This is a genomic window from Streptomyces sp. NBC_01190 (assembly GCF_045039895.1).
GTDB lineage: Bacteria > Actinomycetota > Actinomycetes > Streptomycetales > Streptomycetaceae > Actinacidiphila.
On the sequence record NZ_CP108580.1, the window covers coordinates 5,839,205 to 5,865,373 of the forward strand.

At 66.8% G+C, this 26,169-nt stretch carries 22 protein-coding genes, 2 pseudogenes and 2 CRISPR repeat arrays; of the genes and pseudogenes, 14 read left to right on the forward strand and 10 right to left on the reverse strand.

The annotated features are described in order from the left end of the window. Positions 1 to 79 precede the first annotated feature (79 nt). The 5 genes from OG519_RS24625 to OG519_RS24645 all read left to right on the forward strand — a co-directional run bounded on the left by OG519_RS24625 (position 80) and on the right by OG519_RS24645 (position 2,784). Complete coding sequence (locus OG519_RS24625; protein ID WP_405587897.1) at positions 80 to 586, forward strand: hypothetical protein; 507 nt, start codon at positions 80 to 82, stop codon at positions 584 to 586. A 952-nt stretch (positions 587 to 1,538) separates the two neighbouring features. Further along, positions 1,539 to 1,751, forward strand: coding sequence for a type II toxin-antitoxin system HicB family antitoxin (locus OG519_RS24630; protein WP_405587900.1), 213 nt, complete (start codon positions 1,539 to 1,541; stop codon positions 1,749 to 1,751). Next, positions 1,748 to 1,972, forward strand: a complete 225-nt coding sequence (locus tag OG519_RS24635; protein WP_405587903.1) for a type II toxin-antitoxin system HicA family toxin — start codon at positions 1,748 to 1,750, stop codon at positions 1,970 to 1,972. Before OG519_RS24630 ends, OG519_RS24635 begins: the two co-directional genes overlap by 4 nt. Positions 1,973 to 2,143: 171 nt before the next feature. Continuing rightward, entirely contained in the window at positions 2,144 to 2,506 is a 363-nt protein-coding gene (locus tag OG519_RS24640; protein WP_405587906.1) for a hypothetical protein, read from the forward strand. Next, positions 2,503 to 2,784, forward strand: coding sequence for a hypothetical protein (locus OG519_RS24645; protein WP_405587909.1), 282 nt, complete (start codon positions 2,503 to 2,505; stop codon positions 2,782 to 2,784). The genes OG519_RS24640 and OG519_RS24645 overlap by 4 nt, the downstream gene beginning before the upstream one ends. A 136-nt stretch (positions 2,785 to 2,920) precedes the next feature. Here the strand turns inward: OG519_RS24645 and OG519_RS24650 are convergent, their stop codons facing one another. Genes OG519_RS24650 through OG519_RS24660 form a run of 3 tightly spaced genes read right to left on the reverse strand, consistent with a single transcriptional unit; the run spans position 2,921 to position 6,092 of the window. Then, a complete protein-coding gene (locus OG519_RS24650) occupies positions 2,921 to 4,240 on the reverse strand; it encodes a tyrosine-type recombinase/integrase (protein WP_405587912.1) in 1,320 nt (439 codons plus the stop codon). Next, a complete protein-coding gene (locus OG519_RS24655) occupies positions 4,240 to 4,425 on the reverse strand; it encodes a helix-turn-helix domain-containing protein (RefSeq protein WP_405587915.1) in 186 nt (61 codons plus the stop codon). Before OG519_RS24655 ends, OG519_RS24650 begins: the two co-directional genes overlap by 1 nt. Further along, positions 4,422 to 6,092 carry a replication initiator gene (locus OG519_RS24660; protein WP_405587918.1) on the reverse strand — a complete coding sequence of 557 codons (1,671 nt, stop codon included), beginning with the start codon at positions 6,090 to 6,092 and terminating at the stop codon, positions 4,422 to 4,424. Before OG519_RS24660 ends, OG519_RS24655 begins: the two co-directional genes overlap by 4 nt. A 302-nt stretch (positions 6,093 to 6,394) precedes the next feature. Between OG519_RS24660 and OG519_RS24665 the strand changes: the two genes are divergently transcribed. Beyond that, on the forward strand, positions 6,395 to 6,823 hold the full coding sequence (locus OG519_RS24665) for a winged helix-turn-helix domain-containing protein (protein ID WP_405587921.1): 429 nt from the start codon (positions 6,395 to 6,397) through the stop codon (positions 6,821 to 6,823). Positions 6,824 to 7,165: 342 nt separating this feature from the next. Here OG519_RS24665 and ltrA read toward each other — a convergent pair whose 3' ends face one another. Beyond that, a complete protein-coding gene (gene ltrA / locus OG519_RS24670; RefSeq protein WP_405587924.1) occupies positions 7,166 to 8,890 on the reverse strand; it encodes a group II intron reverse transcriptase/maturase in 1,725 nt (574 codons plus the stop codon). A 1,137-nt stretch (positions 8,891 to 10,027) separates the two neighbouring features. On the opposite strand from ltrA, the gene OG519_RS24675 reads away from it, so the two are divergent. From OG519_RS24675 to OG519_RS24710, 8 genes and pseudogenes are all read left to right on the forward strand, one after another. Continuing rightward, positions 10,028 to 10,411 (forward strand): type II toxin-antitoxin system RelE/ParE family toxin, encoded by a 384-nt coding sequence (locus OG519_RS24675; protein WP_405587926.1) that lies wholly within the window; start codon positions 10,028 to 10,030, stop codon positions 10,409 to 10,411. Continuing rightward, on the forward strand, positions 10,408 to 10,746 hold the full coding sequence (locus OG519_RS24680; protein WP_329138616.1) for a helix-turn-helix transcriptional regulator: 339 nt from the start codon (positions 10,408 to 10,410) through the stop codon (positions 10,744 to 10,746). Before OG519_RS24675 ends, OG519_RS24680 begins: the two co-directional genes overlap by 4 nt. Positions 10,747 to 10,781: 35 nt before the next feature. Next, positions 10,782 to 10,997, forward strand: a pseudogene (locus OG519_RS24685) (helix-turn-helix domain-containing protein); the annotation flags it as partial. Between the two features lie 1,162 nt (positions 10,998 to 12,159). Further along, a complete protein-coding gene (locus OG519_RS24690; protein ID WP_405585552.1) occupies positions 12,160 to 12,465 on the forward strand; it encodes a transposase in 306 nt (101 codons plus the stop codon). Then, positions 12,462 to 13,346 carry an IS3 family transposase gene (locus tag OG519_RS24695; RefSeq protein WP_405587931.1) on the forward strand — a complete coding sequence of 295 codons (885 nt, stop codon included), beginning with the start codon at positions 12,462 to 12,464 and terminating at the stop codon, positions 13,344 to 13,346. The genes OG519_RS24690 and OG519_RS24695 overlap by 4 nt, the downstream gene beginning before the upstream one ends. Positions 13,347 to 13,385: 39 nt before the next feature. Continuing rightward, positions 13,386 to 13,553 (forward strand): annotated as a pseudogene (locus tag OG519_RS24700) (type I-E CRISPR-associated endoribonuclease Cas2); the annotation flags it as partial. Between the two features lie 18 nt (positions 13,554 to 13,571). After that, a CRISPR array of direct repeats spans positions 13,572 to 14,089; the repeat unit is 29 nt; unit sequence CCGGTCTCCGCGCGAGCGGAGGTAAGCCG. Between the two features lie 90 nt (positions 14,090 to 14,179). Continuing rightward, a CRISPR array of direct repeats spans positions 14,180 to 14,635; the repeat unit is 29 nt; unit sequence CCGGTCTCCGCGCGAGCGGAGGTAAGCCG. Positions 14,636 to 14,893: 258 nt separating this feature from the next. Further along, positions 14,894 to 17,116, forward strand: a complete 2,223-nt coding sequence (locus OG519_RS24705; protein ID WP_405587934.1) for a recombinase family protein — start codon at positions 14,894 to 14,896, stop codon at positions 17,114 to 17,116. Continuing rightward, entirely contained in the window at positions 17,062 to 18,453 is a 1,392-nt protein-coding gene (locus tag OG519_RS24710; protein ID WP_405587937.1) for a tyrosine-type recombinase/integrase, read from the forward strand. The genes OG519_RS24705 and OG519_RS24710 overlap by 55 nt, the downstream gene beginning before the upstream one ends. A gap of 412 nt (positions 18,454 to 18,865) precedes the next feature. Here OG519_RS24710 and OG519_RS24715 read toward each other — a convergent pair whose 3' ends face one another. The 6 genes from OG519_RS24715 to OG519_RS24740 form a co-directional block, all read right to left on the reverse strand. After that, positions 18,866 to 19,519 (reverse strand): hypothetical protein, encoded by a 654-nt coding sequence (locus OG519_RS24715; RefSeq protein ID WP_405587939.1) that lies wholly within the window; start codon positions 19,517 to 19,519, stop codon positions 18,866 to 18,868. Position 19,520: 1 nt separating this feature from the next. Beyond that, positions 19,521 to 20,492: a RimK family alpha-L-glutamate ligase gene (locus OG519_RS24720; RefSeq protein ID WP_405587942.1), complete on the reverse strand. Its 972-nt coding sequence runs from the start codon at positions 20,490 to 20,492 to the stop codon at positions 19,521 to 19,523. After that, complete coding sequence (locus OG519_RS24725; RefSeq protein WP_405587944.1) at positions 20,489 to 23,137, reverse strand: S8 family peptidase; 2,649 nt, start codon at positions 23,135 to 23,137, stop codon at positions 20,489 to 20,491. The genes OG519_RS24720 and OG519_RS24725 overlap by 4 nt, the downstream gene beginning before the upstream one ends. Beyond that, entirely contained in the window at positions 23,130 to 24,116 is a 987-nt protein-coding gene (locus tag OG519_RS24730; protein ID WP_405587947.1) for an AAA family ATPase, read from the reverse strand. The genes OG519_RS24725 and OG519_RS24730 overlap by 8 nt, the downstream gene beginning before the upstream one ends. A 372-nt stretch (positions 24,117 to 24,488) precedes the next feature. Then, complete coding sequence (locus OG519_RS24735) at positions 24,489 to 25,169, reverse strand: hypothetical protein (RefSeq protein WP_405587950.1); 681 nt, start codon at positions 25,167 to 25,169, stop codon at positions 24,489 to 24,491. A 26-nt stretch (positions 25,170 to 25,195) separates the two neighbouring features. Beyond that, on the reverse strand, positions 25,196 to 26,029 hold the full coding sequence (locus OG519_RS24740) for a hypothetical protein (RefSeq protein ID WP_405587952.1): 834 nt from the start codon (positions 26,027 to 26,029) through the stop codon (positions 25,196 to 25,198). Positions 26,030 to 26,169: the final 140 nt, after the last annotated feature.

The following is a 26,169-nucleotide window of genomic DNA, read 5'->3' on the forward strand; positions in this document are numbered from 1 at the left end:
TAATGGGGTAACGAAGTCCGGTACTCCGGTTGCCATCCCTCACGACGATATTCCGATTTCAGTCAGAAGGAGATAGGTTTTGAGATTTTTGACCAACGACGGTCGATTCGGCCTTCTCGTCGCCCCGGTGGTCACTTCAGGTGAGTCCCGGTTCCAGTTGGTCGTCGGGGGTCGATTGATCGGTGGCGCTGATCCGAGCTTTGCCTACGGAGCCTTCGAGGAAATGGGAAACCTTCCGCGATTTTCGGATAAGAGACTTAGCCTGCTTTCCGAAGATCCAGATACCGTCTTGGCGGCGTTGCTTTCCGAAGAGGAACTCCACGATCCTGCAACGCTGTCTCTCTCGGAGTCACTGGATCACTGGCTCATTCAGGGGTATTGCTACGAGGGAAGCGTCGCTATGTTGGCTCGACCATACGAGGACGGATCCTTGGCGGGGCCTGCGCTGATCTCCGTTATAGGATGTGTCGAATACGCTTCGATCGTCGAAATGGCTCGCTGCTATTGGGCGCAAAGCGATGAGCGCTTCCGATCGGCGCTTTGGCGAGTCAAGATTGGATCTGGTGATGGCGAGGATCGCGCGTAGGAGGGTGGGTATGCGGTTGAGGCCGATGGGGACGAGGTATCAGCAGATGCCAGCGTCAGAACTTCGGTCCGACGGCAGTAGTTGACGGCAACGCCAGCGGACGGGTGCTGCACGAAGCGGCTGCTCGTCGCCGTCGTCGGGCTCGGTGGCGCTCTCGGCGGGATGGCGGAGGGCGTCGCCGTGGATGGCGACGGCCTGCCTTTGGCAGGCGGAGCCGGATGTGGGCGTAGACGGGGACGCCGGTGTGGGGGTGGCCGAGGAGTTCCTTGAACGGCGAGCGCGACTGTTCCAGAGGGAGGGCCTGTAGTCGAGTGCCTTGGGCCGTCGGCTGACGTTCGGGTCATGACCGAAGCTGTGCGGTGCCCGCAAGGGTCTACAGCCCTATGGGCCAGTCGCAGAGGGGGCGCGGGCACGGGGAACTGAAACGGGACGAGCTGCCGAGCTGTTCAGAGTTTCTTTACTTGATCAAGGCGACCCGCTGGCGCGGCCCGCGCGCTCCGGCCAGTCGGGGCCGCCGCCCGCTCCTGTCTCCGCCCCGCTGGCGACGGCCCCGCCGGTCCGGGCGCGCAACAGCCAGCACAGCGAACCACCTGAGGCTCCGCCCCAGACCCCGGCCCTCTCTCCGAGGGGCGGCGGGACCGTGTGCGGGTGCGGCTCCGTCGTGGTGAGGGGTCGAAGTCGCGGGAGGGGGTCCCTCGTCGCCCGGTCACCGGAGGCGTACCAGGAACCCCCGGGGGCCGCCAAGGCCGGGGCGCGAGCGTCATAGTGTGAGCCTTGGCGGCCCCCGGGGAACCCTGGTCCGGCGAAGCTGCCCGACCGACGAGGGACCCCCTCCCGCTCAGGCCCGCGGCCCGCCGGGGCATCGGCCTCGGCTGCATCCGCACACGGAGCGGGCCGTACCAGGCGGCCGGAATACCGCAGCAGGCTTCGCCCGGCGTGCCAGACTTTGCCCATGACGCACGCACTGCATTTGACCGCCGCGGTCACCCACGAGGGCGAGTGGTACGTGGCCCGCTGCCTCCAGGCCGAGGTCACCAGCCAGGGAGAGACCATCGAGGAGGCACTGTCCAACCTCCGCGAGGCGCTGGAGCTGTACTTCGAGGACGCCCCCGCTCCCGAAGTCACCGACGTGATCACCGCACCGGTCGAGGTCCGCGTCGCATGAGCCCCGCTGTCCCCAACGGTCTGTCCGGCGCCGAGATCGCCAAGGCGCTGGAGCGCGCGGGCTTCGGCCACGTCTCGACCCGAGGCAGCCACGCCAAGTACCGCAAGGACGACCGCACCGTCATCGCGCCCCTGCATCGCTCCCTCGCGCCCGGAACCCTGCGCTCCATCCTCCGCCAGGCCGGCTGGACCGTGGACGACCTCGCCGAGCACCTCAAGTAGCCATACAGGTCTAGACCGCTGACGGCAGTAGCGACGGCAACAACCACGCACATCGGCGCACAACCACGGACCCCGACGGACCGTCAAAACCCCGCTCACCTGCGAAAACGCAGGTAGAGCAGGGTCGAGTGCCACACGTACTATGTACTTGCAGGCCGTACCCCGGTTCTTGTGCATAACAACAATGGCTGCCCGGATGTATCCATTTACAAGGCGCCTGGTACTGGAATGACGGATAGGCTGCTTAAGGACGGCTTCCACGAGAGCGACTTCCCGGGATCTGGAAATGGGTATCCGGATGGACGGGCATACTTCGGGCTCGCCGACGAAGGGAAGACTATTGCGCTCGACTATGCCGGTCGTGGGGGTTACGACGGCGGTGTCGTTGAAATCAGGATACCGAAAGCTGATTTTGAGCAGCACTTCAGTCAGTACATAGGCTCGCATAATGGCGTTCCTGGTGTGGAGGTTGCTATTCCGAACACGGTGTTCGGAAAGCTCAACCAGTATCCGCGAAGTTTGGTGGGGCAGTGACAAACGAGCAGCTCAGCGAACATGAGCAACGTCTCATTGGCGAGATGGTCGATGGTGAGATTGAGGCGGTCTTTCGCTGGGGAATCATCGTGGACCTGGGGCTATCCCGTGTTGGGCTCATCGACGCCCTATACATTGACGCTGGGGATAATTACCAAGTTGGCGATCGGGTCAGTGGCTATCTGGATTGTTTTGACGAGCAGAAGGATAAGTTCATCTTGAGGCCACCTAATCAAATCCCACTGGTTGAGCGGCTGAGGCGGGCAAGGGATCAATAGTTGGAATTTTTCAACCAGGTCCGCGCAGCCTCCTGAGAAGCAAGCCTGCTGACTTGCTGGGGAAGTCCAGAGGCCCCACCGGATTTTCTTCCGGTGGGGCCTCTGGGGTGTCTGACGGCAGTAGTTGACGGCAACGTCAGCGGACGGGTGCCGCGCGAAGTGGTGGTTCGTCGCCGCCGTCGGGCTGCTCGATGGTCTCGGCAGGGCTTCGGAGGGCGTTGCCGAGGAGGTCGATGGCGTCGCGCTGGAGGCGGAGTCGGACGTGGGCGTACACCGTCGCGGTCACGCCGATGTGGGCATGGCCGAGGAGTTCCTTGATGACGACGAGTTCGACGCCCTGTTCCAGGAGGAGGGTCGCCGCCGAGTGCCGAAGATCATGAAACCTGATGCGTCGCAGGGTGGCCCGGCGGAGCAGGGTGTTGAAGTGCCGCGTGAGGGTGGCTCCCTCGATCGGGGACCCGTCGGGCCGGGTAAAGACGTAGCCGCTCGCCTTCCAGCCCGTCCCCGCCGCCTCGCGCTCCAGCCGCTGCCGGTCGCGGTGCTGTTCGAGGGAGCGCAGGCACTCGGTGGGCAGGGCGATGCGCCGTTCCGAGCTTTGGGTCTTGGTCGGCAGGGCGACAAGGCCGCCGGAGTTGGTGCGTTGGAGGGTGCGGCGGATGCTGGCGGATCCGCCGGCCAGGTCGAGGTCTTCCCAGCGCAGGCCGAGGAGTTCTCCCTTGCGGAGCCCGGTGCGCAGGGCGAGTTCGAACAGCGCGCTCAGCCGGTGGCTGTCCGTGGCGGCCAGGAACGTGCGCGCCTCCTCGGCGGTGAGGGGTTCGAAGCGGCGGGGGCGGGGTGTGCCCATGCGGACGTTCCTGGCCACGTTGCGGGGGATCTCCTCTTCGCGGACGGCGTGTTCCAGGGCGGACTTCAGCACCGAGTGCACGTAGGCCAGCGTCAGCGGCGACAGCCGCCTGCGGCAGCATGTCCCAGCCGCGCAGCACTGGGGCTGGTCGCGGGCGGTGTCCAGGCCGCGTGCGCAGCACTGGCAGGTGGTGCGGAGCTGGTCGAGCCAGGTGCGGACATCCTTGGCGGTGAGCTTGGCGAGCTTCTTCTTGCCGAGGCCGGGGTTGAGGTAGAGGCGGACGCAGGCGGTGTAGCGGGTGTGGGTGTTCTCACGGAGCCGGTGGACGGCGACGCTCTCCAACCAGTAGGTCAGGAACGCGGCGACGCTGCCCTGCGCGGAGGGTGCGGGGACGCCGCGATTGCTGGTGGCGACCTTCTCGGTCAGTAGCGTCAGCGCCTCCTTTCGAGTGGTGCCGTAGACGCGGATGCGCTTGCGGATGTCGCCGACGGTCAGGACGTATCCGGCGGCTTCCCAGCGGCCGTCCTTGCGCTGGTAGATGGTGCCGTCGCCGTTGGCGCGGACCCTGCGCGAGCCGGTGTTGGGGGTGGGGTTGGTGTGGGGGTTGTTCATCAGGCTGCCTCTTCGAGGTGGTGGTGGATGAGGGCGGTCAGGGCGTGGGCGGGGATGCGGCGGGCGCGGCCGATGGTGATCGAGGCGAGCTGTCGGGTGCGGATGAGGTCGTAGACGGTAGAGCGGCTGATCTTGAGGCGGGCCATGACCTCAGGGACGGTCAGGAGTTCGGCGTCGGCGGTCACGCGCTGACCTCCGTCTGGACGGGTGCGGTCAGCGGGTCGGTGGAGTGACCGGCCCGGTCACTGGCGCGCCGCGCCTGTCGGGGGCGGGCTGGCTGCTCGGGTTGAGGCTTTGGTGCGGCGGCCAGGAGGGCTGCGAGGTGGGCGAGTTCGGGCAGGAGGCCGGATCCGGTGTACTGCCAGTGGGAGATCACCAGGGTGGTGCCCGTATCGACGTGCCGCTCGCTCCCCGCGCGGTGACCGGTGCGATGACCGGCGTCGGGATCGGTGTGACCGGCGGTCAGGTCAGCGCGGTCACTGTGCTGGTCAGTGACCGGCTGGCCCTGATCAGACCGCTGCTGGGCGTCGTCTTGGCGGCCTCGCCAGGCGGTGCGTTCGGCTCGGAGTTGGGTGAGGGTGGTGGAGTAGTGGCGGGTGCGGGTGGAGAAGTGGCCTCGGAAGCCGAGCATGTGGGCCCGCTGCCGAAGGCGCAGGTGGGCGTGTTCGGGTCGAACGCCGAGGTGCCAGGCGGTGTGGATCAGGCGGCGGGCGTGGTCGGTGAGGTCGTGCTGGGCGAGTTCAGCCAGGAAGCGCAGTCGGCGGTCGAGGGTGCGGGTGGTGGTCTCGGCTCCCTTGGTGGCGTACTTGGCGATGTAGGCGGCAACGTGCCGGTCGGTGACCGGGGCATCGCCGGTGAACTCGGTGCTGCGGATCGCGCGGACGTCGATCTGCCGCCCGAACCGGAACACCATGGACTCCGGCGGCTGGCCGGGCTCGGTTTCCCTGGCCCCGGAGCGGTGCTGGTGCCGAACGTGGGTGCGCTTCGCGGCGGCGCGAACGGCGTGGTCGAGGAGTCCGGTAGTGGCCCAGGCGGGCGGGGTGCTGCTGGGGCCGGTGGGTCCGTCGATGCGGATGACAGTGTGGAAGTGGATCTGGCCGCGCTTCTGGTATTCGGCGACCTTGGCGTAGGACAGGGTCGCGTGGTGGTGCAGGGCGCGCTGCGTCAGACCGGCCGCATGCGCGATCTCGCGGCGCAGGTGGCCGGTGAAGCGGGCCCACAGGGCGGGGGCGTGGGCATTCCACAGCACCGCGCCGTTGTAGTCGTACCGCTGCGGGTTCAGCGGCGTGCCGAGGAGCGGGTTGCCGTCGTCATGCCGGGTGCCGCAGATACAGGGGGCGGCGCCGGGTTGGTTGTGGACGGGGCCGAAGCCGGGGGCGGTGAGGGTGGCGAAGACGCGCGGGTGGGTGGAGACGCGGGTCGGAACCGTCTTGCCGCCGCGCAGTCCGGCGGCGATGAGTTGGTAGGTGTCGTAGCGGTAGACGTTCGAGCAGGACGGGCAGCGGGTGGCGCGGCGGTTGCCGCAGCGCACCAGGAGTTCGCCGGCCGGGAGGTCGCGGGTGTCGAGGTGGTCCAGGATCTGGCCGGTGGCGGTGTCCAGGCGGGTGCGGTGCCCGGTCATCCGGATGGGGCGGGCGCAGCCGCCCAGCGAGCCGACCTGCCGGGCCAGGGGCGCGAGGTGACCAGCGGCGGCGAGCTTGGCCAGCCTGGCGGTCAGCCGCGCACGGCGTTCCAGGGCGGAGTCCCTGTTTGCGGAAGCGTCGGCCTTCCCGCTGTGCGCAGGGGTGGCGAACGTTGCGTTCGTGGGAGTGGAGGTGATTGCGGGGGAGGGGAGTTGGAGCTGTGCAGGCATGGGGACAGACCTCCGGCAGGAGTCGGGAGAAGGGGAGAGGCGAGAGGGGTGACCCGAGCGGTCGGCGCGCGAGGGAACAGTGCGCGTGACGTCGGGCACGGGTGGTGGGCCGGGGACGTCTGGCCTGGTCAGCGGTGGTGTTCACCAGCGGTGCGTGAAGGTAGCATCGCTTCAACGGCGCATTCAAGTGCATCCCTCCTCATCTGTTTCAGTGGCCTGGTGGGGGTACTGTGCCCTGGGTTTCCCGTTTTGGACGGGCCGGATTTCGGTGATAGTGGCGCGGAGAGGGCAGGTGGCCTGCGGTGACAGTCGGGCGGCGGGGACGCAGGCCGGTGGGCGGCACGGTGCTGCTGACGTTCGAGGTCATCGCCGAATCCCTGCGGGAGCGGATCCGTTCCGGCAGGCTGAAGCCGGGGGATGCGTTGCCGACGCAGGCGGTGCTGATGGCGGAGTTCGGGGCCTCCAGCCTGTCGGTGCAGAAGGCCATGGCCCTGCTGAAGCGGGACGGCTACGCGATCTCCCGTCCCAGCAAGGGCGCCTTCGTCGCCCAGCTCGACGTCGACACCGACGAAGACCCTGGCAGCCCGGATGTGGGGAACGCGCCCGTCGGCGGGACAGCGGCCCGCGTCGAGGCGCTGGAGCTGGCACTCGCCCAGACGCTCGACCAGCTCATCGCCCTGCGGGCCCGCGTCGAAGCACTGGAAGCGGGCGTTGTCGGGCCTATCCACTGACCTGCCGCCCTTGGGTGGCCCAGGGGCTGGAGTCGTGCGTCCAGATTTTCTCTACGAGGTTCAAGGCGGGCCCCGCCCGCCGGAGCTGGCCGCCGTCGCCGACGAACCCGTCGTTCGTCCGGGAGGTCGGCCGCGTCGCGGGCAGTGAGCTGCTCAGGCGACCTGGGCCTGATCCAGGGCTACGGGAGCGGCGACCGACGAGGCTGCCTGGCTGACCGGAACTGGGCTCCTGGCGGGTCGGGTAGCCGGGACACATTGCTGTGTCCCGGCCCCCTCAGAACCGGACGTGCGACTTTCACCGCATCCGGCTCAAGCAAGCCGCGAGGGCGTCACCCGGACGGGCTACCCGTGTGTCCGCTTGCTGTCACCCGCATGGTGCTGGCGGTGGCATTCTGTGTGTACCAGGCGGAGGTTGGTCCGTTGGTCGGTGCCGCCGTCTCTCCGGTAAACGAAGTGGTGCTTGTTGAGCATCTTCTTCGACGCCGCGAACCAGTTGATCCACTCGCGTGGGCTGTCCGGTTCGTATTCGGCTCCGTCGATCAGCGCCAGACCGCATAGAGGGCACAGCCCTTTCTGTACGGCTGCCAGGTACAAGCTGGTCCTGTCCATCGGCGGCGGCGTTTTCTGGCGGCGACGGCCATGCCAGTAACCGGTCAGGGCCGGATCGTCTGGCGACGAGGCCCCTTTGACCATGGTGTGTCTGGCATAACGGGTCCAGGCGAATTTAGGGAGGTAGGCGCCGGTATGCCGGACACCGAACACCCAGTAGTCCTGCCTGGACTTGTTGAACCTGCCGAAATAGTGGTTCTTGATCCACAGTCCCGAACGATTGTCGTGACCGCGTTTCGCCCACTTGTAGAGAAGCGTGAACATGTAGTGGTCCATCGAGCGAAATGCCTGATAGGACGCCACACCCCGGTAGTACGCCGTCCAGCCCCGAACGATCGGGGTGAACTTCGCCACCACGGCCATGGAGTTCGCACCCCGCAAGCGGAGCATCTCCTCCTTCAGCCGCTTCCGGAGCTTGCTGCATGCTTCCCTGCTCGGCCTGATGACCAGCATTCCACCGTGCCGCTGCACGGTGAATCCCAGGAAGTCGAACCCCTCGTCGAGGTGCACGACACGGGTCTTCGCCTCGTTGAAGCGAAGACCCCTGGGCGCCAGCCAGGTCACCAGTTTCTCCTTGACCCGGTACGCCTCTTCCTTGCTGTGGCACAGGGCCACGAAGTCGTCGGCATAGCGGATCAGCACGGGCGCCCCGATGGCGGTATGGCCTTCACGGCCTCTCCGTCCTTCGAAGCGGAATCCCGCGGCCTGTTCCATCCCGTGCAGCGCGATGTTCAGCAGCAGCGGACTGATCACGCCGCCCTGGGGAGTTCCCTGCTCGGTCGGCGCGAAGCGCCCGCGTTCCATCACGCCGGCCCGCAGCCATCCCCGGATCAGCTCCCTGGCGGGGAACTGTCCGATCATGGCGGTCAGGTGGTCATGACTGATGCGGTCGAACGCCCCTTCCAGGTCCGCGTCCAGCGCCCAGCGGCGCTTGGCCAGCGGTCCCCGGGCCGTGACCCGGATCGCCGCTATCGCGTCCTGACAGGAGCGGCCGGGCCGAAATCCATAGGACCTCGGCTCGAACCGCGCTTCCCACTCGGGCTCCAGGGCGTTCTTCACGCGGGCCTGGAGCACCCGGTCACGGATGACCGGGATGCCGAGCGGGCGCTGCTTCCCGTTCGCTTTCGGGATGTACACCCGCTTGACCGGCCTGGCCGTCCACGGCACCGGCGGCCGATGGATCTCGGTCGCCAGCCTGGCCCTGCCCGCAGGGGTCAGGACCCGTACCCCGTCGATGCCAGCGGTCTTGCGGCCACTGCTCTGCTGCGTCACCCGCTTCACACTGACCAGCGTGTTACTGCGGCTCCTCAGCATGGGCTTCTGCAAATTGCGGACCCTTTTCAGGTCCCCGTCCTTCGACGCCTTGAAGATCCGCTGCCTCAGCCGCCGTACGTTGTCCTCGCATCTGGCCCAGTCGATGCTGTGCCAGTCGAGTTTCCCGTCCTCCGGTCCGTTCACCTCGGACGCGCGGGCAGTCGCTTCTGCCGCTGTGATACTCAAGCACGCCTCCGGTGTCTAACTTGTCCTTCGGTTCCGGTGTCTTTGCATTGGTGCTTCAAAGGCTCACCTGGTCCACGTGGGCTCCCTTTCGGGCCGGGCCACCAGGGCCCGTATCCGGCGGGTTATGCCGCGTGGCGCGTGGAGACGGCCACCTCGCGGTTTTCCCCGGGCCTTTCGGCCTACCGGCATTGGCTTCTTGGACCATCCTGTTCCTGCCGGGGAGTTGGGCTCCCCTTACGGTCGGCTTACCGGGTTTCCCCGGACCTCGACAGGGTTTCCGTGTTCCGCACGCTGAAGATGCGGCTGGGGTGGGCGCCCCCTCTGTCCCGTGGCCGACGGTGTCCCACAACCGATGTTGCTTGCACCGGAAGCCGTCTGCGCCTCTCAACGCGGGCCAATCCCTGCCGACAACACGCCATCTACAGGGTTCACATAACGAGACATTGACCGGGGGTTCACACGAGTTCGCCCGTCCAGCCTTCCCCTCGCCTGTGGCTCCTCGACGGCCGAGAAACCCTTGGGCTTGAACGCTCAGCTCCACACCCTGCCGTTGCCAGCAACGCACGTGAGCGCGGGGACGGAATCGGGACACTAATCCGGAGGAATTGTCATGCCTGAACCTCTCCACAAGACGGACCTCACTTCAGAACGTGCGGCCTCACGTCGCACAGCAAGTTGTCGCCTACGACCGTCCTTCGGCCGGATCGCAGGCACAGGGGCGACCAGGGGGCCGGCCCTTCACGTCCGTCGCTGGGCTCACCGAGGGCGGTGGCTGGCGTTGCCTCCGGCGGGGAGCGGAGTTCCCGGCCGGCTCGCCGTGGTCCAGCCTCTCCCGCCCCCCCGCGTCGCCAGACTGGGCGAGACGCACCAGCTCGGCCGCACGCTGCCTCTCCCACTCGGGCCCGATCCTGCCGAAAGAAGTCGGCCCTGCGCCGCCTCGGCCGATTGCTGCTGGTTTACGGCCGCGCCGTGGCATCAGGATGATGGGGGGATATGGGGGTGCGCGACGCTGGAGTGGCTGCGGTTGTGGCGACGGCACACTACCTGAGCTGCGAAGTCGCGCTCTCGCACCCCGTGCCGTATATCATCGGCGCTATGGACAGCGGGCGGTACTCGATCGAGATCGAGCCGGAGGTGCGGCTGTGGCTGGAGAACATTCCCGCCCATCACTACAAGCAGGCCGAACGCGTCGCCGACCTGCTTGTCGAGCAGCCCACCACGCTCGACGAACCGCACTCCCGCCACCTGGGCGGCAAGCTCCGCGAACTGCGCTTCCGCCTCGGCGATGCTCACCAGCGCATCACCTACTGGCTCGCACCCGACCGTCGCGTCGTGCTGCTCACCGTGTTCCGCAAGACCAAGATGCGCGAGCAGGCCGAAGTGGACCGCGCGCACGCCGCTCAACGGCTGTGCGAAGCCGAGCACCAGGCAGCCGCCGAACACGACCTCTACAGCCGCGACCTGAAGGAGAACCGATGAACCACAGCGAATGGAGGACCCGCCGCCATCGCCAACTGATCGGCGAACACCTCGACGCCGACCCCGAGTACGACCGCGTCTACGAAGAAGCCAGACTGGCCATGACGCTGGGCAAGGCCGTCTACGACCGGCGCAAGCAACTCGGGCTGAGCGAGGCTGACCTGGCCGAGCGCCTGCATGCCACCACCGACGAGATCGAAGGCATCGAGACCGCCACCGAACTGCCGCCCATCGCCGTCATCATGCGCCTGGCCCGAGCCCTGGACCTCACCGTCGACGTGCACCTCGCCCCTGGGGATGAGCCCACCGTCACCATCGTCACCCCGGCCGCGTGAACCCGGGAGGAGCCATGCATGACGCCCCCACAGCACTCGCCCGCGAGTTGGGCCGACTCGTCCACGACCGGCGCATCGCGCTCGGGCTGTCCCAGGCCGAGCTGGCTGAGCGGTGCGGGATGAAACAGCCGCAGATCTCCCGCTTCGAAGCCGGCGGAACGGTGCCCACCCTTCCGATGCTGCGCCGTCTGGCCCGTGCCCTTGGCGCCGACTTGACCATCAGTCTCACTCCGCACGACGAAGCCGCTTGACGTAGATCTCAAATCCCGAGAATCCGCTGAGTGGTCTAGACCGTTGACGGCAGTAGTGACGGCAACACCGGCGGACTTCAGTGCGCATGCACGGACGTGGAACGGCTGTCAAATCGAGGCCTGACCAGCGAAGTTGCAGCTGACGGCGACCCCGCCTGCACACGTACTATGTACTCGCCGGGACCACGCCGATTCTGGTTCACAATAGCGGTGGACCGGGCCCTGGGCAGACGTATCTGTGGCGCGGCGTTACGGCTAAAGAGCTGGCGGACATATCGGCAAATCGGACTTGGAACAGCCCACAGGGCGTCAAGTATTTCTCCTTTACGGAAAAGGGTGCTGCCGAATATTCCCGTAGGGCCTACGCGGCCTATCCTAAGGAAGGTCCGTATACCATGATTCGCACTACGGTCAACGTTGCGGATCTGCCAGAGGGTGCCCGTATGGCGTACACTGCGGATGTGGTTGATGGTGGGGTCGCTCTCAACAACGATGAATTGAAGATTCTTGGAAGGCCTTCAATCATGACCGGTATGAGCACTGGCGTGGGTTGCGGATGAGATACATAGTAGCGGCATCCAGCGAACGAATCGTGGAGGCATGCAGAGAGGTCTTGGGAGAGCTGCCAGGAGTTGGGTTTCGGGTCGGATCGGTACCTGAGGCTGGTGCAGACTGTGACGCTGCGATTTTGAGCTTCCCACTTGCCCATGAACGCTATGGCGGAACTCCGCAGATAGGGGTTGCGCAGGTCCTAGAAAATACACGAGGAGATGGCGCCCCGGGCGTAATTCTGGCTACTCCGCCAGGTCCCGCTCTAACCTCGGAGAATACTGGTAGTGACTCCGAGATTGAGAGACATGTAGTTCACGTCCTCAGCGCGTGTGTGGCTGAATTCTTGAAATGCTTTCCAGGGTGTGAGGAGAATTCGACAATCCTCATCCATCTAGAGGCGGCGGGAATTGACCGAAGAGATCTCGGGGCGCCTCTAAAGGGCATCTACCGATTCTTGGCTTAGGCATTTACTGGCCTAAGCCAAGAAGATGACAGTGGCCCCACCGGATTTGTTCCGGTGGGGCCACTGGGGTGTCTGACGGCTGGAGTGACCCCGAAATTCCGACACCTGGGCACTGGATGATTGGTCATCCAGGGGAAGTGATCCAAGGTGGCAAAGCGGAAGAACTACCCCGAAGAGTTCAAGCGGGACGCGGTGGATCTGGTGCGCTCCTCGAAGGACCGGACCCTCACCGACATCGCCCACAGCTTGGGTATCCATCTGGAGACCCTGCGCAACTGGGTCCGCGATGACAAAGCTCGGGTCCGAGCGGCGGATGGTGGGGATGAGTCCGGCATGACCCCTGATGAGAAGGAAGAACTCAAGCGCTTGCGGCGGGAGAACGCCCGGCTGAAGGAGGACAACGAGATCCTCCGGAAAGCCGCCGCCTATTTCGCGCGGGAGACGACACGGTGATCCGCTTCCGTTTCGTCGATGAGCACCGGAACGCCCACAGGGTGAAGCGGATGTGCGATGTCCTCGGCTGGGACCGCTCCGGCTACTACACATGGCACCAGAACAAGGAGGCGCGGCAGGAGAAGGCCGACGAGGAAGAGGATCTGGTCCGCCGCATCCGGGAGATCCACACTGATTCGCGGGGTGCCTACGGTGCCCGGCGGATCACCGAGAAGCTACGCAGTCTTGGGCGCGTCGTGAACCGCAAACGCGTCGCGCGGATCATGCGCGAGCGTGAGATCGCCGGGATAACACGACGAAAATCGCGGTCGCTGACGAAGCAGGATCGCACAGCGCCTCCAGCACCGGACCTCATCCAGCGGGACTTCACCGCGCCGCTGCCGGGCCTGAAATTCGTCGGAGACATCAGCTGTCTGCCGACTTCGGAGGGCTGGCTGTATCTGGCGACCGTGATCGATCTGTGCACGCGGGAGGTCGTGGGCTGGTCGATGGCCGATCACATGCGTAGTGAGCTGGTCGCGGACGCCATCCGGATGGCCCATGCGGGCGGGCATACGGCCGGCAACGGGATCTTCCACTCGGACCGTGGCTCTCAATACACGTCTCATCAATTCCGTGAGTTGTTGACGGAGTTGGACATGAGGCAGAGCACCGGCCGGACCGGCTCATGTTTCGACAACGCCGCCGCGGAGAGCTTCTTCGCGGTCCTGAAAGCGGAGATCGGCACGACAGTCTGGGAGAGCAGGGCGATGGCTCGGCAGGACGTTTTCCGGTGGATCGCGGAACATTACACCAGGGAGCGGATCCACTCGACGATCGGCTACATCACGCCGTACCAGGCAAGGCTCCGCTGCCATCAACGGCTGGACCTCGCGGCATAAAACGGAAGTGTCGGGACCCGAGGGGTCACTTCATCCGTCGCCGCCTCCACCGCCGAGGGCACCGCCGTTCTCGCCTACCCCGCGGACAACGAACAGGGCTTCACCCTCCGCACTGCCGGAACCCACCGTCGAGAACCTCTCGACTTCGACGGCCTGACCCTCATCGCCTTCCGGAGAGAGAGTCAAGAAACGGCAAAGGCCCTCTAGAAGCGCAGGTCAGGAAGCCCGGTCTCCGCGCGGGCGGAGGTAAGCCGACCGTCGACGGGCTGTCCGAGGTCGCCGCTTCCCGGTCTCCGCGCGAGCGGAGGTAAGCCGACCAGCCCGCTGAGCCCGGAACTGGAGCGGGCCCGGTCTCCGCGCGAGCGGAGGTAAGCCGTCGGCCGTGGTGCAGCTCTTCGGCTCCCCGGCCCGGTCTCCGCGCGAGCGGAGGTAAGCCGTCGGCCTACCTGACGGGCGAGCCGCGCCGCATCCGGTCTCCGCGCGAGCGGAGGTAAGCCGATCAGCATCAGCACATCGCAGGGATCGGTGAACCGGTCTCCGCGCGAGCGGAGGTAAGCCGGCGACGAAGGTCTGGGCTACGCAGGCCGCTGACCGGTCTCCGCGCGAGCGGAGGTAAGCCGCGGTCCCCGGCACCTACGCCGGATTCGACACCCCGGTCTCCGCGCGAGCGGAGGTAAGCTGCACAAGCCCCTGCCCAAGCCGGCCCAGCCCCACCGGTCTCCGAGCGAGCGGAGGTAAGCCGCGTCTCGCGCCGTGTCCCCGCTGCCGCGGGCCCCGGTCCGCGCGAGCGGAGGAAAGCCTGCCGAAAGTCGCGGCGGACGCGGGCGGGAGTGCCGGTCTCCGCGCGAGCGGAGGTAAGCCGACGTAGTGGCGGCCGAGCGTGCCGGGCTGCCACCGGTCTCCGCGCGAGCGGAGGTAAGCCGGAACCCGACGTCAGTCGTTGGTCTGGGGGGAGCCGGTCTCCGCGCGAGCGGAGGTAAGCCGGCATGAGGCCCGCAGGCTCGTGGCGATCGAGCCCGGTCTCCGCGCGGGCGGAGGTAAGCCGACCGTCGACGGGCTGTCCGAGGTCGCCGCTTCCCGGTCTCCGCGCGAGCGGAGGTAAGCCGCCTCGGATACCACGCGGAACCGCTGGGCTCCGCCGGTCTCAGCGCGTGCGGAGGTAAGTCGCCTCATGGAGATCTATGAGGACTGCTGGGTGCCCGGTCTCCGCGCGAGCGGAGGTAAGCCGTGCGCCGTGGATGTCGTGGTGCTCACCACGAACCGGTCTCCGCGCGAGTGGAGGTAAGCCGCCGCAGGCCCATCCGCTGGCCGCCGGAGGTGGTTCGCCCCGGTGCCGGTGGTGACGGCGGCCGGGTTCGATGCCGACGCGTTGACCAGCCGGGAGATCTCGCAGGCGATGGGCGGGGCCGCGCGCCAGGGCCCCTCCCTGTATACCCTGGACGCCGATCGCCCGGCGGAGCTGGAGCCTGACGTGGTGCTGACCGACGCTGTCCCTGCCGCGTCAGCTCCGCGATGCCCGGGCGGCGTTGCCGCCCGGGTGGGTGATCGTGGCCCACTTCTACGACGTGGAGTCCGGCCGGAAGGAACTGGACCAGCGGGGCCATTCCCTCGCCCACCGGCAGTTCAGCATCCCCATCCCGCGCGACGGCAGCATCTCCGATCTCCTCGAAGAGGCCCAGCGCCCCGACCGCCGCTTCGCCGCGGTGATCTGCGAGTCGATCGAACGCGTCGCCCGCCGGACCTACTTCGGCACCAAGATCGAGTACGAACTGGAGCAGGCCGGGGTCGCGCTGTGCGCTGCCGACGAGCCCATCGTCACCGGCCCCAGGGCCAAGCGCGCCACACCGACCCTCACCCGGCGCGTCAAGCAGGCGGTCTCGGAGTGGTACGTACTGCAGATGCTGGAGCTGTCCTGGGACGGCTTCGTCGAGCACATCTCCCAGGGCTGGAACGTGGGCAAGCCGCCCTACGGCTATCTGGCCGAGAAGGTGCCCCACCCCGTCCCGGCCCGCCGCGCCGAGGGCCGTACCAAGCACCGGCTCATCCCCGACCCGCCACGGGCCCCGGCGGTCACCTGCATCTTCCAGCTCCGCGGGCTGGACAAGCTCGGCTACGACGCCATCGCCGGCCGGCTGAACCGGGACCTCACCACCTACCCGCCGCCTGAGCCGACCCGCCCCGACGCGGCCCTCGGGCGCTGGACCGGATCCGCCGTGCGGGAGATTCTCCGCAATCCCAAATACACGGGCTATCAGGTCTGGAACCGCCGCGCGACGAAGAAGGGGGGACGCAACAACGATGCGAAGGAGTGGATCTGGTCCCAGCGCCCCACCCACGAGCCTCTGGTCACCAAGGAACTGTTCGATGTCGCCTCCAGCGTGGGCAGCAAGCGCCAGGGATCCCGCACCGCTTGTGGAGCCAACACGCATGCTGCCACCAGGCGCTCCTATGTCCTGCGGTCCTACGTGCGCTGTGACATCTGCGGGCGCCGCATGTTCGGCAAGACCCGCCACCGGATTCCGTATTTCGCCTGCCAGCCCGATGCGAACGAACACCGTGATCTGCCCTGGTTCCCTGAGCACCCGAAGAGTCTGTGGATCCGCGAGGAAATCCTGATCACCTGTATTTCCCGGTTCTTCGCCACCAGAATCTTCGGGCCCGACCGGCGCGGCCACCTCACCACCGCACTCCAAACCGCCCACACCACACAGGACACCGGCGACCGCACCGCCACGGAACAGGCAGCCCTGGAACAGGCCATCAGCGCCATCGGCCGGCGTCAGGCACGACTCATCCGCACCCTCGCCGACGGCTTCGGCGCCGACGACGACCCGGGAGATCTTGACCCGGACCAGGAAAAGCAGTTCCGCGACGCGATCCGCCGGGAGCACGCCACGCTCGGCGCCCAGCGCACACAACTCGCCGAACAACTCGCCCGCCTGAAAACACCGAAACCGGCCGCTCGCCACTCCGACAACGCGGCACTGCTGGAGGCACTCCCGCTCCTCGACGTGGACCTCGCCCTGGTCCCGGAAGAAATCCAACGACGGCTCTACACCGCATTCGGACTAGAAGTCCGCTACAGCCGGCCACGCGAAGAAGTGACCCTAAGGGTGACCATCCCCGGACATCAGCTTGACGAACTGACGTCCGTCACCCGTGAGCTAGCGCCGTGGAACAAAAAATCGGACGCACTCACCGAGGTGAGCGCGCCCGATCATGACACCCAGCATGGACGAACGCGGCAAAACCGACATGCCCGTTCCCATGTTGTGGGTGCCCCCGGCAGGATTCGAACCTGCGCACACGGCTCCGGAGGCCGTGGCTTTTTCACGAGTTTCCGCAGGTCAGAGGACTATCTGACGACTTATCAGGCGCTCCGCGCCACAAATACGCCACGCGCTCCGACGTCGAATCTGATCTTCTGTCAGGTTGGGGGCCTTCCGGTTGATCTCCGTTCATGTATACCCAGCCCGCGCCCTGGAAGTCCCGACTATGGACCCGATGTGGGGCAGCGCGCAGCGGCCCACAAAAGGGTAATCACACTGTGTGACGTTCTTGGTCTCCCGCAGGGGATCTACCTGGGCTGGTACAGGACGGCGGCCCTCGTAAGGGGAGTGCGGTTGGTGCTTTCGCGCTGGTATGCGCTTCCGCGCGCCGGAACGAGCGGGGGCGTAGGTGGGCAGTTCTTTCTTCTCGACGTGAGGGGACTGGCATGGTGCAGCAGCTGGTGCAGGGTGGGATGTCGGCGACGGGCGGCGGTCTGGTGATCGGCCGGCAGCGGGGGCGGGAGTTCCGGCATGACGCCCCGGTGGAGCGGGGCCGGGGTGTGGCTTCGGTTGCGGGGGCGTTCGGTGCGGAGCTGGCGCGGGCGCTGCGGGCGAGCCTGTTGCCGGCCGGGCAGGGCGTGTATGGGTTGCGGGGGCCGTCGGAGATGACGTGGTACGCGTTCGCCACCGCCTACGCCCGGGACCGGTGGGTGGGGCGGGCGGCGACCACGCGGAACAGCACGAGCGAGGCGTTGACGCTGGTGACCCGGTCGATGCTGTGGGACATACCCGGTCGGCCGGGCGAGACGGTGCTTCACCGTGCGCTGCGCTCGTGGGCGTTCGTGGTGCCGGGGGCGGAGGCGCGGGAGATACCGGCGCAGGACCGGCTGGTGCTGGCGTGGGTGGCGAAGGCGTCCCGGCCGCTGATCGACCTGTATGACCCGGCTGTCGCCCGCGGTGTGCTGGAGGCTTTGTCGCTGAAGTGTGACGGAGGTCCCGCGGCGCCGGACACGGTGAGCCGCAAGCGCCGGATCCTGGTGAACGCCCTGTATCACGCGATCGAGCAGGGGGAGCTGGGCAGCAACCCGCTGGCCCGGATCCGCTGGCGGGTACCGAAGCAGGCCAGTGCGGTCGACCCTCGGGTGGTGGTCAATCCCCAGCAGGCCCGGGATCTGCTGGCCGCGCTGTCCTACGTCGGCGGGTTCAAGCGGGCCCGGGGGCGCCGGCTGGTCGGACTGTTCGCCGGCATGTACTACGCGGGGCTGCGACCGGAGGAGGCCGTCGCGGTGACCTTGGCTGACTGCACGCTGCCCGTCAGCGGCTGGGGCCGTCTGGTTCTGCACCGTACCCGTCCGCAGGCGGGCAAGAGGTGGACCGACAGCGGCGAGATGCACGACGACCGCGGCCTGAAGAGCCGCCCGCCCGGAGAGGTCCGCATCGTCCCCCTCCCACCCCACCTGGTGGCCATTTGGCGCGACAGCGTCCGGACGTTCGGCACCGCACCCGACGGGAGGCTGTTCTTCACCGAACGCGGGACCGTCCTGGGCTACACCACCATCCACCGCGCCTGGAAAGACGCCCGCGCCCTCGCCCTGCCACCCGAACTCGCCGCCACCCCGCTCGGCAAACGCCCCTACGACCTGCGCCACTCCGCCCTGTCGACCTGGCTCGCAGCAGGCGCCGACCCCGCCGAAGTCGCCCAACGCGCCGGCAACAGCGTCGAAGTCCTCCTCACCCGCTACGCCAAATGCCTCTACGACCGCCAATCCGTCACCAACAATCGCATCGAACACCTCCTCGACGCCTATGGCTCCCCTTCGGCGCCCGGCGAAGGGTGACCGTCGGGCCGACCTAGCCTCGGGCTTTCATGAAGGGCCTGTCCGAGTCTTGATCAATTAATCGAACACCTCCTCGACGCCTACGAAACGGATGGTGACCCCAGCCGAAGTCAGTAGAGACCCACGACTGCGTACTGAGTCGGGTTCGTCGGCAACGCCGTGGAACCTCCAGCGGAAGCGCTGACAAAGATGACGAGGGTGAGGGGCGTTCTCGGCCACTTCGAGTGAGGCCGTGTGATGGCTGACCCCGCGCTGGTCCGGTTCTCGGATCCAGCGCCGATGAGTAACCGTCAGATGTTGAGGGCCCCCAGAAGCACTCCGCTGCGGTCGTTGTCGATCGTCTCGACGGACGCCGTGTAGTGCGTCCCGGGGTTCGGAGGCGGAGGCGTCGGCGCAGGCCCTGCGGGTGGTGTCATGGTTGGGAGATCTGCGAGCAATTGGTAGAGATCTGGCATGCGGGGTCCGTTCTTGAGGGCTTGTGAACGTTGAGTGTAGATGCCAGCACTGACACGAACATGAGCGCGGAGATCACCGCCAGGGTGACCGCGTCTCGGAAGACGGTCAGGAACGTTCTGACGGTTTCCTCGCCAATGCTGACCTGGTGCACGTATGCGGCGGCCAGGTGTTTGACCGTCGGGCGAGGGCTTTGTCCTGCGAGGCGGGCGTCGGTACGTCCGAGGACTGCCTGCCCTGCGAGGACTGCGGCGGCCCCTGCCACGGCAAGGGAGGCGAGGAGGCACGACGCCGCCCACACGGCGATAATCGGCCAGTGATGTGTGAACACATCAGCGGATTTCGCGACTGCAGCGGCCGTTAGCCCGAGAGAGACTGTGGCCAAGGCGCCGGCGCGGTTCCGGATGCGTTCCAGATCTGCGCTCTGGCGGTCGACCTGTCGGCGCCCCTCCTCCACCAGGTGAACGTGATCGGATTCTTGGAAGTGGTCGAGGTTCCCGGTATAGGGTGCAGGTTCCGCAAAGGTGGGCAGGTTGCGGCCGGGATGGAGAAGCGTTGCACAGTAGAGCAGGTAGAGGCGTGCCTCTGCGAATCTGCCAGCGATAACGGCCAAGTCAGTTGCCTCGCAGCCATTGGGCAAGGTGCTCTGCGACGGGCTGTGTCAGGCTGTCAGGCAGGAAGAGCCATTGCCCACCGGGGTTGAGATCGATGAACGCTGGTCCATCGGAATCGACGATCCAGTCCTGGCAGCTGAATCCTGTTCCCAGCGTCTTGGCTAGACGAAGTGCCTGGCGCTCCACTGTCGGCCAGTCGGGGGACTGCGTGAAGGAGTGATGGGCTGACGCGGCCTGGCGCCAGTCCAAGGGAAGGCCGTTGGCGTCCAGTTCCGCTGTCCAGGCGTGTTCGCGAACGGTCACGACCCGCAGGTGCGCCTGAGCGGTGAGCAACTGCTGGGCAAGGAACGGTGCGCCGAGCAAATCGGCTCCGGCGAGATCGTCGGCAGTGACGACCTGGGTGTGCACGATGCGATTGTTTCCTTGGTCGTCCGTGAAATTTCCCGGTCCCAGAGGCTTGACGATAAAGCGTTCCCCGAAGGCGGCCGTGAGTTCGGCTGTGCCCGCGCTGACCAGGGTTTCCGGTACCCGTATTCCGGCGGCGCGAGCGGCCTTGTACTGGACGATCTTGTTCTCCGCTGCGAACAGGGAATCGACGTTACACAGCCAGCTGATGCTGGCGTCCCGCAGTAGGGCGGCCAGAAGCGTCATGCGCGACGCCAGGCGTGCCGCTGCGTGGCTCCCCAATCTCGGGCCAGCGTCCCAGCCAGCTGGGGCGAGGCGTCTGATCCAACCGCGGGCGGCGGGTGATGCACCGGTGAGGTCGACCGGCCGTCCGGCCCTGTCGATCAGGAGGCAGCGCCCGAGGCCGAGGACCTGGAGTACCTCCGGGAGCGTGGCAGCGTCGACGACGACGGTGCCACGTGCAGGCAGCTGCTCGAGGACGGCTTGTACGTGCGGGTCGTCGCTGTCCCCGATGATCAGTGCCTTGACCGATGGTTGGGCGGGACCTTCTGCTTCCTGCGGTGTCACCAGCCGAAGTCCATCTGGATGGGGATGCCGTCGGTGATGTCGGTCTGTGCCGAGGGTGTGACTGCCACCGGTACGCCGAGCTGAGTGGCGATAGGGGTGTAGAGGTCGGTGGTGGTGTCCGGGGTCCGCAAGGAGATCAGGAGTGCGTAGTGGACTGGTAGACCGATGCGGTCGGCGCGTTTGTTCGCCTTCCACCAGCCGCCTACGGGGTAGACCGCGAGCATGCCGCAGTCTGCGAGTTCGGCAGCTGACCCGCGCCAGATGTCGGCGTGCAGTGATCCGAGGTTCCGGAATTTGGGACCGACCAGCCAGCGGGGACTGGACTCGAACGCCTTGGGGTTGCCGGTTCCGTCGGATTCGTGCTCGGCTTGTTCGGCGAGTCGGCTCCGGAAGGCGTCCCTGGATTCGGTGGGGCCCTTGACCGCGAATTTCAGGCCATGGGATGCGTAGCTGTATCGGCCGAGCATGCCCCGCCGTCCGGGGTTGGGTTCGATCATGTAGGCGAGCGTGACGCGGAGGTCGACAGTGGTCTCGGCCAGGTCGCGGAGCTGCTCCAGCGGCCAGGGCAGTTCGTGGAGCATGAGTTCCGCCAGCTTGACCTGGCTGCCCGGGGCACGCTTGAACGGCACCAGGGAGTTCTCGACGATCATCGTGACGGCGTTGGAGGCGCTGTTGATGATTCGCTCGGCGGTGGGCACGCCCCAGCCGTAGCGGCGGATCACCTGCCGCATCAGGGTGCCCTTGGCGAGCTTGGGAGTACCGGTGGTCTTGAACAGGCCATGGTCGACCATGGCGGGTGTCCACTGGGCCTCGTGGACGAGCAGGGCTCGGATCGTCTCAGGCCGAAGGCCGGGGTAGGTGCGCATGGCCAGGGCGGCGAGGGCCGCAGCTTGGGCGGTGGCGGCACTGGTGGCGTTGGTCCAGGTCAGCTGGCGAGCGGGGTCGTGATGGGTGGTGGCGACACTCAGCAGTTCGTGTTCGTCCAACAGACTTTCGTCCGGGGCGACGAGCAGATTGCCGCCTTCCAGGACGATATCGGGCTTGGTCACGGCTGCGTCGGTCAGCGCTACTGAGGTTCTGCTGAACGGTGATAGGCCACCGGGTGCGACCAGGGGACGGAACCCCTTGAAATCGGGTCGGTCAGGGACGGTGTCGAGCTCGGTGTAGGCGCCGACGGTCAGCACATTGTGCGCGTGGGCGGGCTCTTCGATGCGGGAGAGGTCGGATATCTGGAGCGGGTCCAGTTCGCCGGTCTCGGAGCGCATGTCCTGGGGCAGGGGCCCGCGGATGTTGCCGGCGCTCACGATGATCAGCCGTGACGCGGCGGGGTCGGGGGCGCCGATCAGGTCGATGCGGTCATCGCGTACGGCAACGTCCGTTCCTGCGGCCAGGGCGTCGAGGGTCGCCGACCACAGGGTTGGTGTGCCGTCGGTGCCGTTCAGACCGTCGCCGGATTGCCGTGTGACGGCCATCGAGAAGACCCGGCTGGACGGTGCTGGCCCGCCGTTTCCGATCTCAGCCGTCGCTACCGCGTTGGCTGTCGTCTCGGCGAACGTGCGGGGAAGCGCGGCCGGGGCGTGGTTGTCGTGCAGGATCTTCACTGACTCCAGGCCGTGTCCGAGCACCACCGGGCCCTGGGATTCCAGGGCTGCGGCAAGGTCGCCGAACAGTGCCAGGCCGGCCATCTGGGTACCGTGCCCGGCGCGGTCGGCCGGCGTCGCTCCGGGCACGACGGAGTAGGCGCGCTCGTGAAGCGAAGGCTTGAGGAGGGTGTGCTCCTGGGCGATCCCGGTGTCCAGGACGCAGACGGCCGGCGCATGCGGGTCGGCAGGTTCGACTCGCTCGGTGAGATCGGCGACGAGAGCGGCACGGAAGTTTCGGTCGACGTAGTAGAGGCCCTCGGCGAACGTCGGTGTGCGGATCTCGGCCGGACAGGCGTTTGTCGCCAGCAGCGCCGTCAGCTGCTCTCCGGTCGTGGCGACATGGGCGACGAGCCGTTCACCGACCTGGATGGCCCGGTCGCTGACCTGCCAGTGCCGCTCCTCGGCCAGGGCGCGCAGGGTGGCCACCGGGTCGGTGGGCGAGATCCGTGGATCGAACCACAGCTCCCACCACCTCGTCCCGTCCAGGGAAGGAAGCTCCTGTTTTTCCTGCCACAGGTTCCCCAGGAGCGCCCGGTGGATCTGCTCCATGTTGGCCACCAGGGCGGCCTGCTGCGGATTGCCGCCGTCGGTGTCCTCGGCGAATGCGGTGATCCGCTCCGTGAACGAGGCCACTTTGTCGAAGGGCACCCAGACCAACACGTCCTGGGGAGCATCCTCGGTCTGGGGATGACTGCTGAGCAGCGTCAAACCAGAGCTGTCGAACCTGTCCAGCATCAGCGACTGGTCCCGTGCGGCCTCCACACGGATGGCGAAACCGTCTGGCTGGTAGGCGTCCGGTGTTGCCCGGGCGAGTTGGGCAGCTTCCTGCCCGGCGGTCTCCAGGCCGTTGACGAGTCCGGCAGCGTGACCGGCCCGGTCCGCGCGGCCCAGCAGGGCGGGTCCGCTCCCGCCGGACGGCTCGGGCCGCGGAGTGAGGGTGCGGGCCTGCCACGGGACAACCAGGTGAGGGGTCGGGCTACCCGAGGCTGCCGACTCAGGCATGGTGGGACGCGTGCCGCTCGGCCAGCGCTTCCAGCAGGAGCGCTTCGTCCACGGTGTCCCGCCCGGCGAGAATGGCGCGTTTGGCTGCGGATTCTGCCGCCTTGACCAGCTCGGCATGACTCAGCCCGGATGCACTTTCTGTCACGGCGTCCCACCGTAGTGTGCCGGTGTCCATTCCGGCCAGCCGTCTGCGCATAACATGCACCGCTTGTTCCGGTGTGGGGGGACCGTAGGTGGCGATCATGTCGAACCGGCGGAACAGTGCCCGGTCCAGGAGCTGGTGGTGATTGGTACCGGCCACGACCAGGCTCTCCGACGGTGCCTCGTCGAGGAACAGAAGAAACGAGTTCAAAATCCGGCGGGCCTCACCGACATCGTTGCCCGCAGTTCGCTCGGCCCCCAGGGCATCAAACTCATCGAACAGATACACGGCCCGCGTCTGGGCCACGGCGTCGAATACCAGGCGGAGCTTCGTTGCCGTCTCACCCATGAACCGGCTGATCAGCCCATCCAGGCGGATGGTGAACAACGGCAGCTTCAGCTCACCGGCCAATGCCGCGGCAGTCATGCTCTTACCTGTGCCCGGGGGGCCCGACAGCAGGATGCGATGAACCGGGGTGAAACCGAACCGCTCCAGCCGGGCACGCTGCCGCTGCTCGTGCAGCACCCGATCGAGGGACGCCCGCAGCTCGCTATCCAGCGTCATGTCGTCCAGCCGCGCGTCCGGATACCCGGCCGTCAGCAGATTGGACAACTCACCACGCGGCTGGACCACGGGCGTCGCGCCCCGGCCAGCGCCCGCGCGGCTCTGGTTCTGACGCGCTGCCTCGACCAGCTCACGCAACTCCACGGCGAACTTGCCCTGCCCCTGCCGGGCGGACTTCGCCGCCACCTGCAGGGCCACGCTGTAGAAGCGATCGTCGTCAGCCTCGGCGTGGGCGCTCACCAGAGCCTTCAGGTGCTCGGCGTTCGCTGTCATACGCCTGTCACCCTTCCGCGCCTCGGCTGTCGAAATGTCGCCCTGCTGGATTCATACCCGGGATCTCGGGAGAACCCCGTCCGCATCGTACGGCCCGCCGCTCTGTGCCGCCGCCCGTACGCGAGCAGTCGGAAGGGTTGCGGCGCCTATGCGGACGCTGTCGGAAGGCTGCGATCTTGGTCGGACTGCAACGCCCGAGAGGGACCCGGGCGGCTCATCCCGTGCGGCCGTGGAACGCTGCGCCAGCGGAGGAGGTGACGATCCGCGTGGTCGTGGTTGCGGATCAGCCGACTCTGCGGGGTGAGCACCGCGGTGCGCAGGAAAGCTCGCCGCCGGGTGCCCTGCGACCATAAAGGCCGCTGTCACCCGTTGCTAACGATCGGTAGCTGTCTGCTCGCTGCTGGCCTCGGCACGCGCTACGCCGCGGCGACGGGCGACTGCTATCGGTGCTGTGACGGTGACAGAGGAATTGTCACCTGTAGTGATGTTGATGCTCTGTACGGCCTGCGCGACCTGGTCTGGTGTCGGGTCCTTCTGGCCGTGCGGCATAGCGGCCCGTAGCTCTCCGACCAGTTGGACCAGGCGGGTCCGGACCTGATCCAGGATGCCTTCCAGGGCTGAGGGGTCCACCGTCCAGTACAACCTGAGAACCTGCCGGTGGGAGTTCTGGCTCATGAACACGGCAAGTTCGGCAGCCATGGGCGGGGCGATCCGCACGCTGTCGCCTGGTTGTCCGGCGATCAGCGACTCAATTTGGCCCACGCTCTTCCCGAACCGGATCCCGTCGCCCAGGCTGTCGCGGGCGAAGTCAGGCAGGTCGAAGGAACTGACCGGTTGTTCCCGAAACTTGAACCTGGCGGTGAGACCGTCCATCACCAGAGGTGCCGGGATCCTCCGGTAGTCGGGAATCGGCACATCCGTGTCTTCGTAGCCCTGCAGCTCCCGCAATGCCCACGTCCTCAGCGGCTGGGAGTGGGCCTGGCCTCCCAAGGCGATGACCTGGCGCAGGATAGGAGCCAACCTGCGGTTCTCATCGAGGACATCGTCCTCCATCCGGTCGAGGCGGCCTCGGCGGAATCTCACTTTGCCACGACCAACGTGGCAATCACGGCAGCGACGGCCGCGACTGCTGCAACAGCGCTCCAGATGACCGAGGTGCGGTGCCACCAAGGCTGCGGAGCCGGTGGCGCGGGTTCATTGACGCTGGCGCTAGCGGTGGCTCCGCGGTCCGCCTTCGCGGTCGGGGCGACGATGTGGAACGTGGAGCCGTCACCTCCGGTGATGTTGAGGGCCTGTTGTGCGGCCGACTCGATCTGGCTCGGATTCGGATTCTGCTGACCGGCGGGCATGGACGCTCTCACTTCTGCAACAAACTGCGTCAGGTGGGTTCTGATGTGATCGAGGACGCCGGCGATGCTGGCCACGGAGACGTCCCAGTGCAGCGACGTGATGGTGGAGGCATCGTTTCCTAGCTGGTGCTGTTCCTGGGTCATCAGCAGGACGTACTCAGCCGAGCCGGGCGGGCTAAGGCGCAGCGTCCTATTGCCGAGGGCCACCAGCGCCTCAAGTTCCTTTACCCCCTGCCGGATCGGTGCGCTCTCTCCGATTCCGCGGTCGCGGGCGGGGCGAGGGAGTTGTCCCGAGCTGATCCGTTGAGTGTTGCCCCGCACGATCTGACCTGGCAGGTAGAGGTCAGCCACGATTTCTAGCGCGGCCGGCACCTGGCGGTAGGAGGGAAGCTCATCGGCTGCCGGATACCCTTCCAGTTCCTTCAATGCCCAGCCTCGCAGTTGTCGATGCTGCGCGTACCCAGCCAGCATCAAGCACAGCCGAAGGGCAGTAGCCAGGGACGCGGCGTCGTCTAGGACTGCGTGTTCGAGGCGCTCCAGTCCCCGGATGTCGGGTGTCGTCACGGATTCCAGTCTGCCGTGCCCATCTGACAGTTTGCGCCAACTTCGGCGCTGCGTAGTGGCCAAGAGGACCGTGCCCCCCGAAGCTGCGTGGTCGTCTCGACGGCTGCGGGTGCCGTCCCGCGACAAGCTCACCGCTTGTT

What these genes read in the sequence shown, in the direction of transcription:
- OG519_RS24630 (WP_405587900.1), top strand. Translation starts at nt 1,539, where the DNA reads ATGACGCACGCACTGCATTTGACCGCCGCGGTCACCCACGAGGGCGAG.
- OG519_RS24635 (WP_405587903.1), top strand. Translation starts at nt 1,748, where the DNA reads ATGAGCCCCGCTGTCCCCAACGGTCTGTCCGGCGCCGAGATCGCCAAG.
- OG519_RS24650 (WP_405587912.1), bottom strand. Translation starts at nt 4,240, where the DNA reads ATGAACAACCCCCACACCAACCCCACCCCCAACACCGGCTCGCGCAGG.
- OG519_RS24660 (WP_405587918.1), bottom strand. Translation starts at nt 6,092, where the DNA reads ATGCCTGCACAGCTCCAACTCCCCTCCCCCGCAATCACCTCCACTCCC.
- OG519_RS24675 (WP_405587926.1), top strand. Translation starts at nt 10,028, where the DNA reads ATGGACAGCGGGCGGTACTCGATCGAGATCGAGCCGGAGGTGCGGCTG.
- OG519_RS24680 (WP_329138616.1), top strand. Translation starts at nt 10,408, where the DNA reads ATGAACCACAGCGAATGGAGGACCCGCCGCCATCGCCAACTGATCGGC.
- OG519_RS24710 (WP_405587937.1), top strand. Translation starts at nt 17,062, where the DNA reads ATGGTGCAGCAGCTGGTGCAGGGTGGGATGTCGGCGACGGGCGGCGGT.
- OG519_RS24725 (WP_405587944.1), bottom strand. Translation starts at nt 23,137, where the DNA reads ATGCCTGAGTCGGCAGCCTCGGGTAGCCCGACCCCTCACCTGGTTGTC.
- OG519_RS24730 (WP_405587947.1), bottom strand. Translation starts at nt 24,116, where the DNA reads ATGACAGCGAACGCCGAGCACCTGAAGGCTCTGGTGAGCGCCCACGCC.
- OG519_RS24735 (WP_405587950.1), bottom strand. Translation starts at nt 25,169, where the DNA reads ATGGAGGACGATGTCCTCGATGAGAACCGCAGGTTGGCTCCTATCCTG.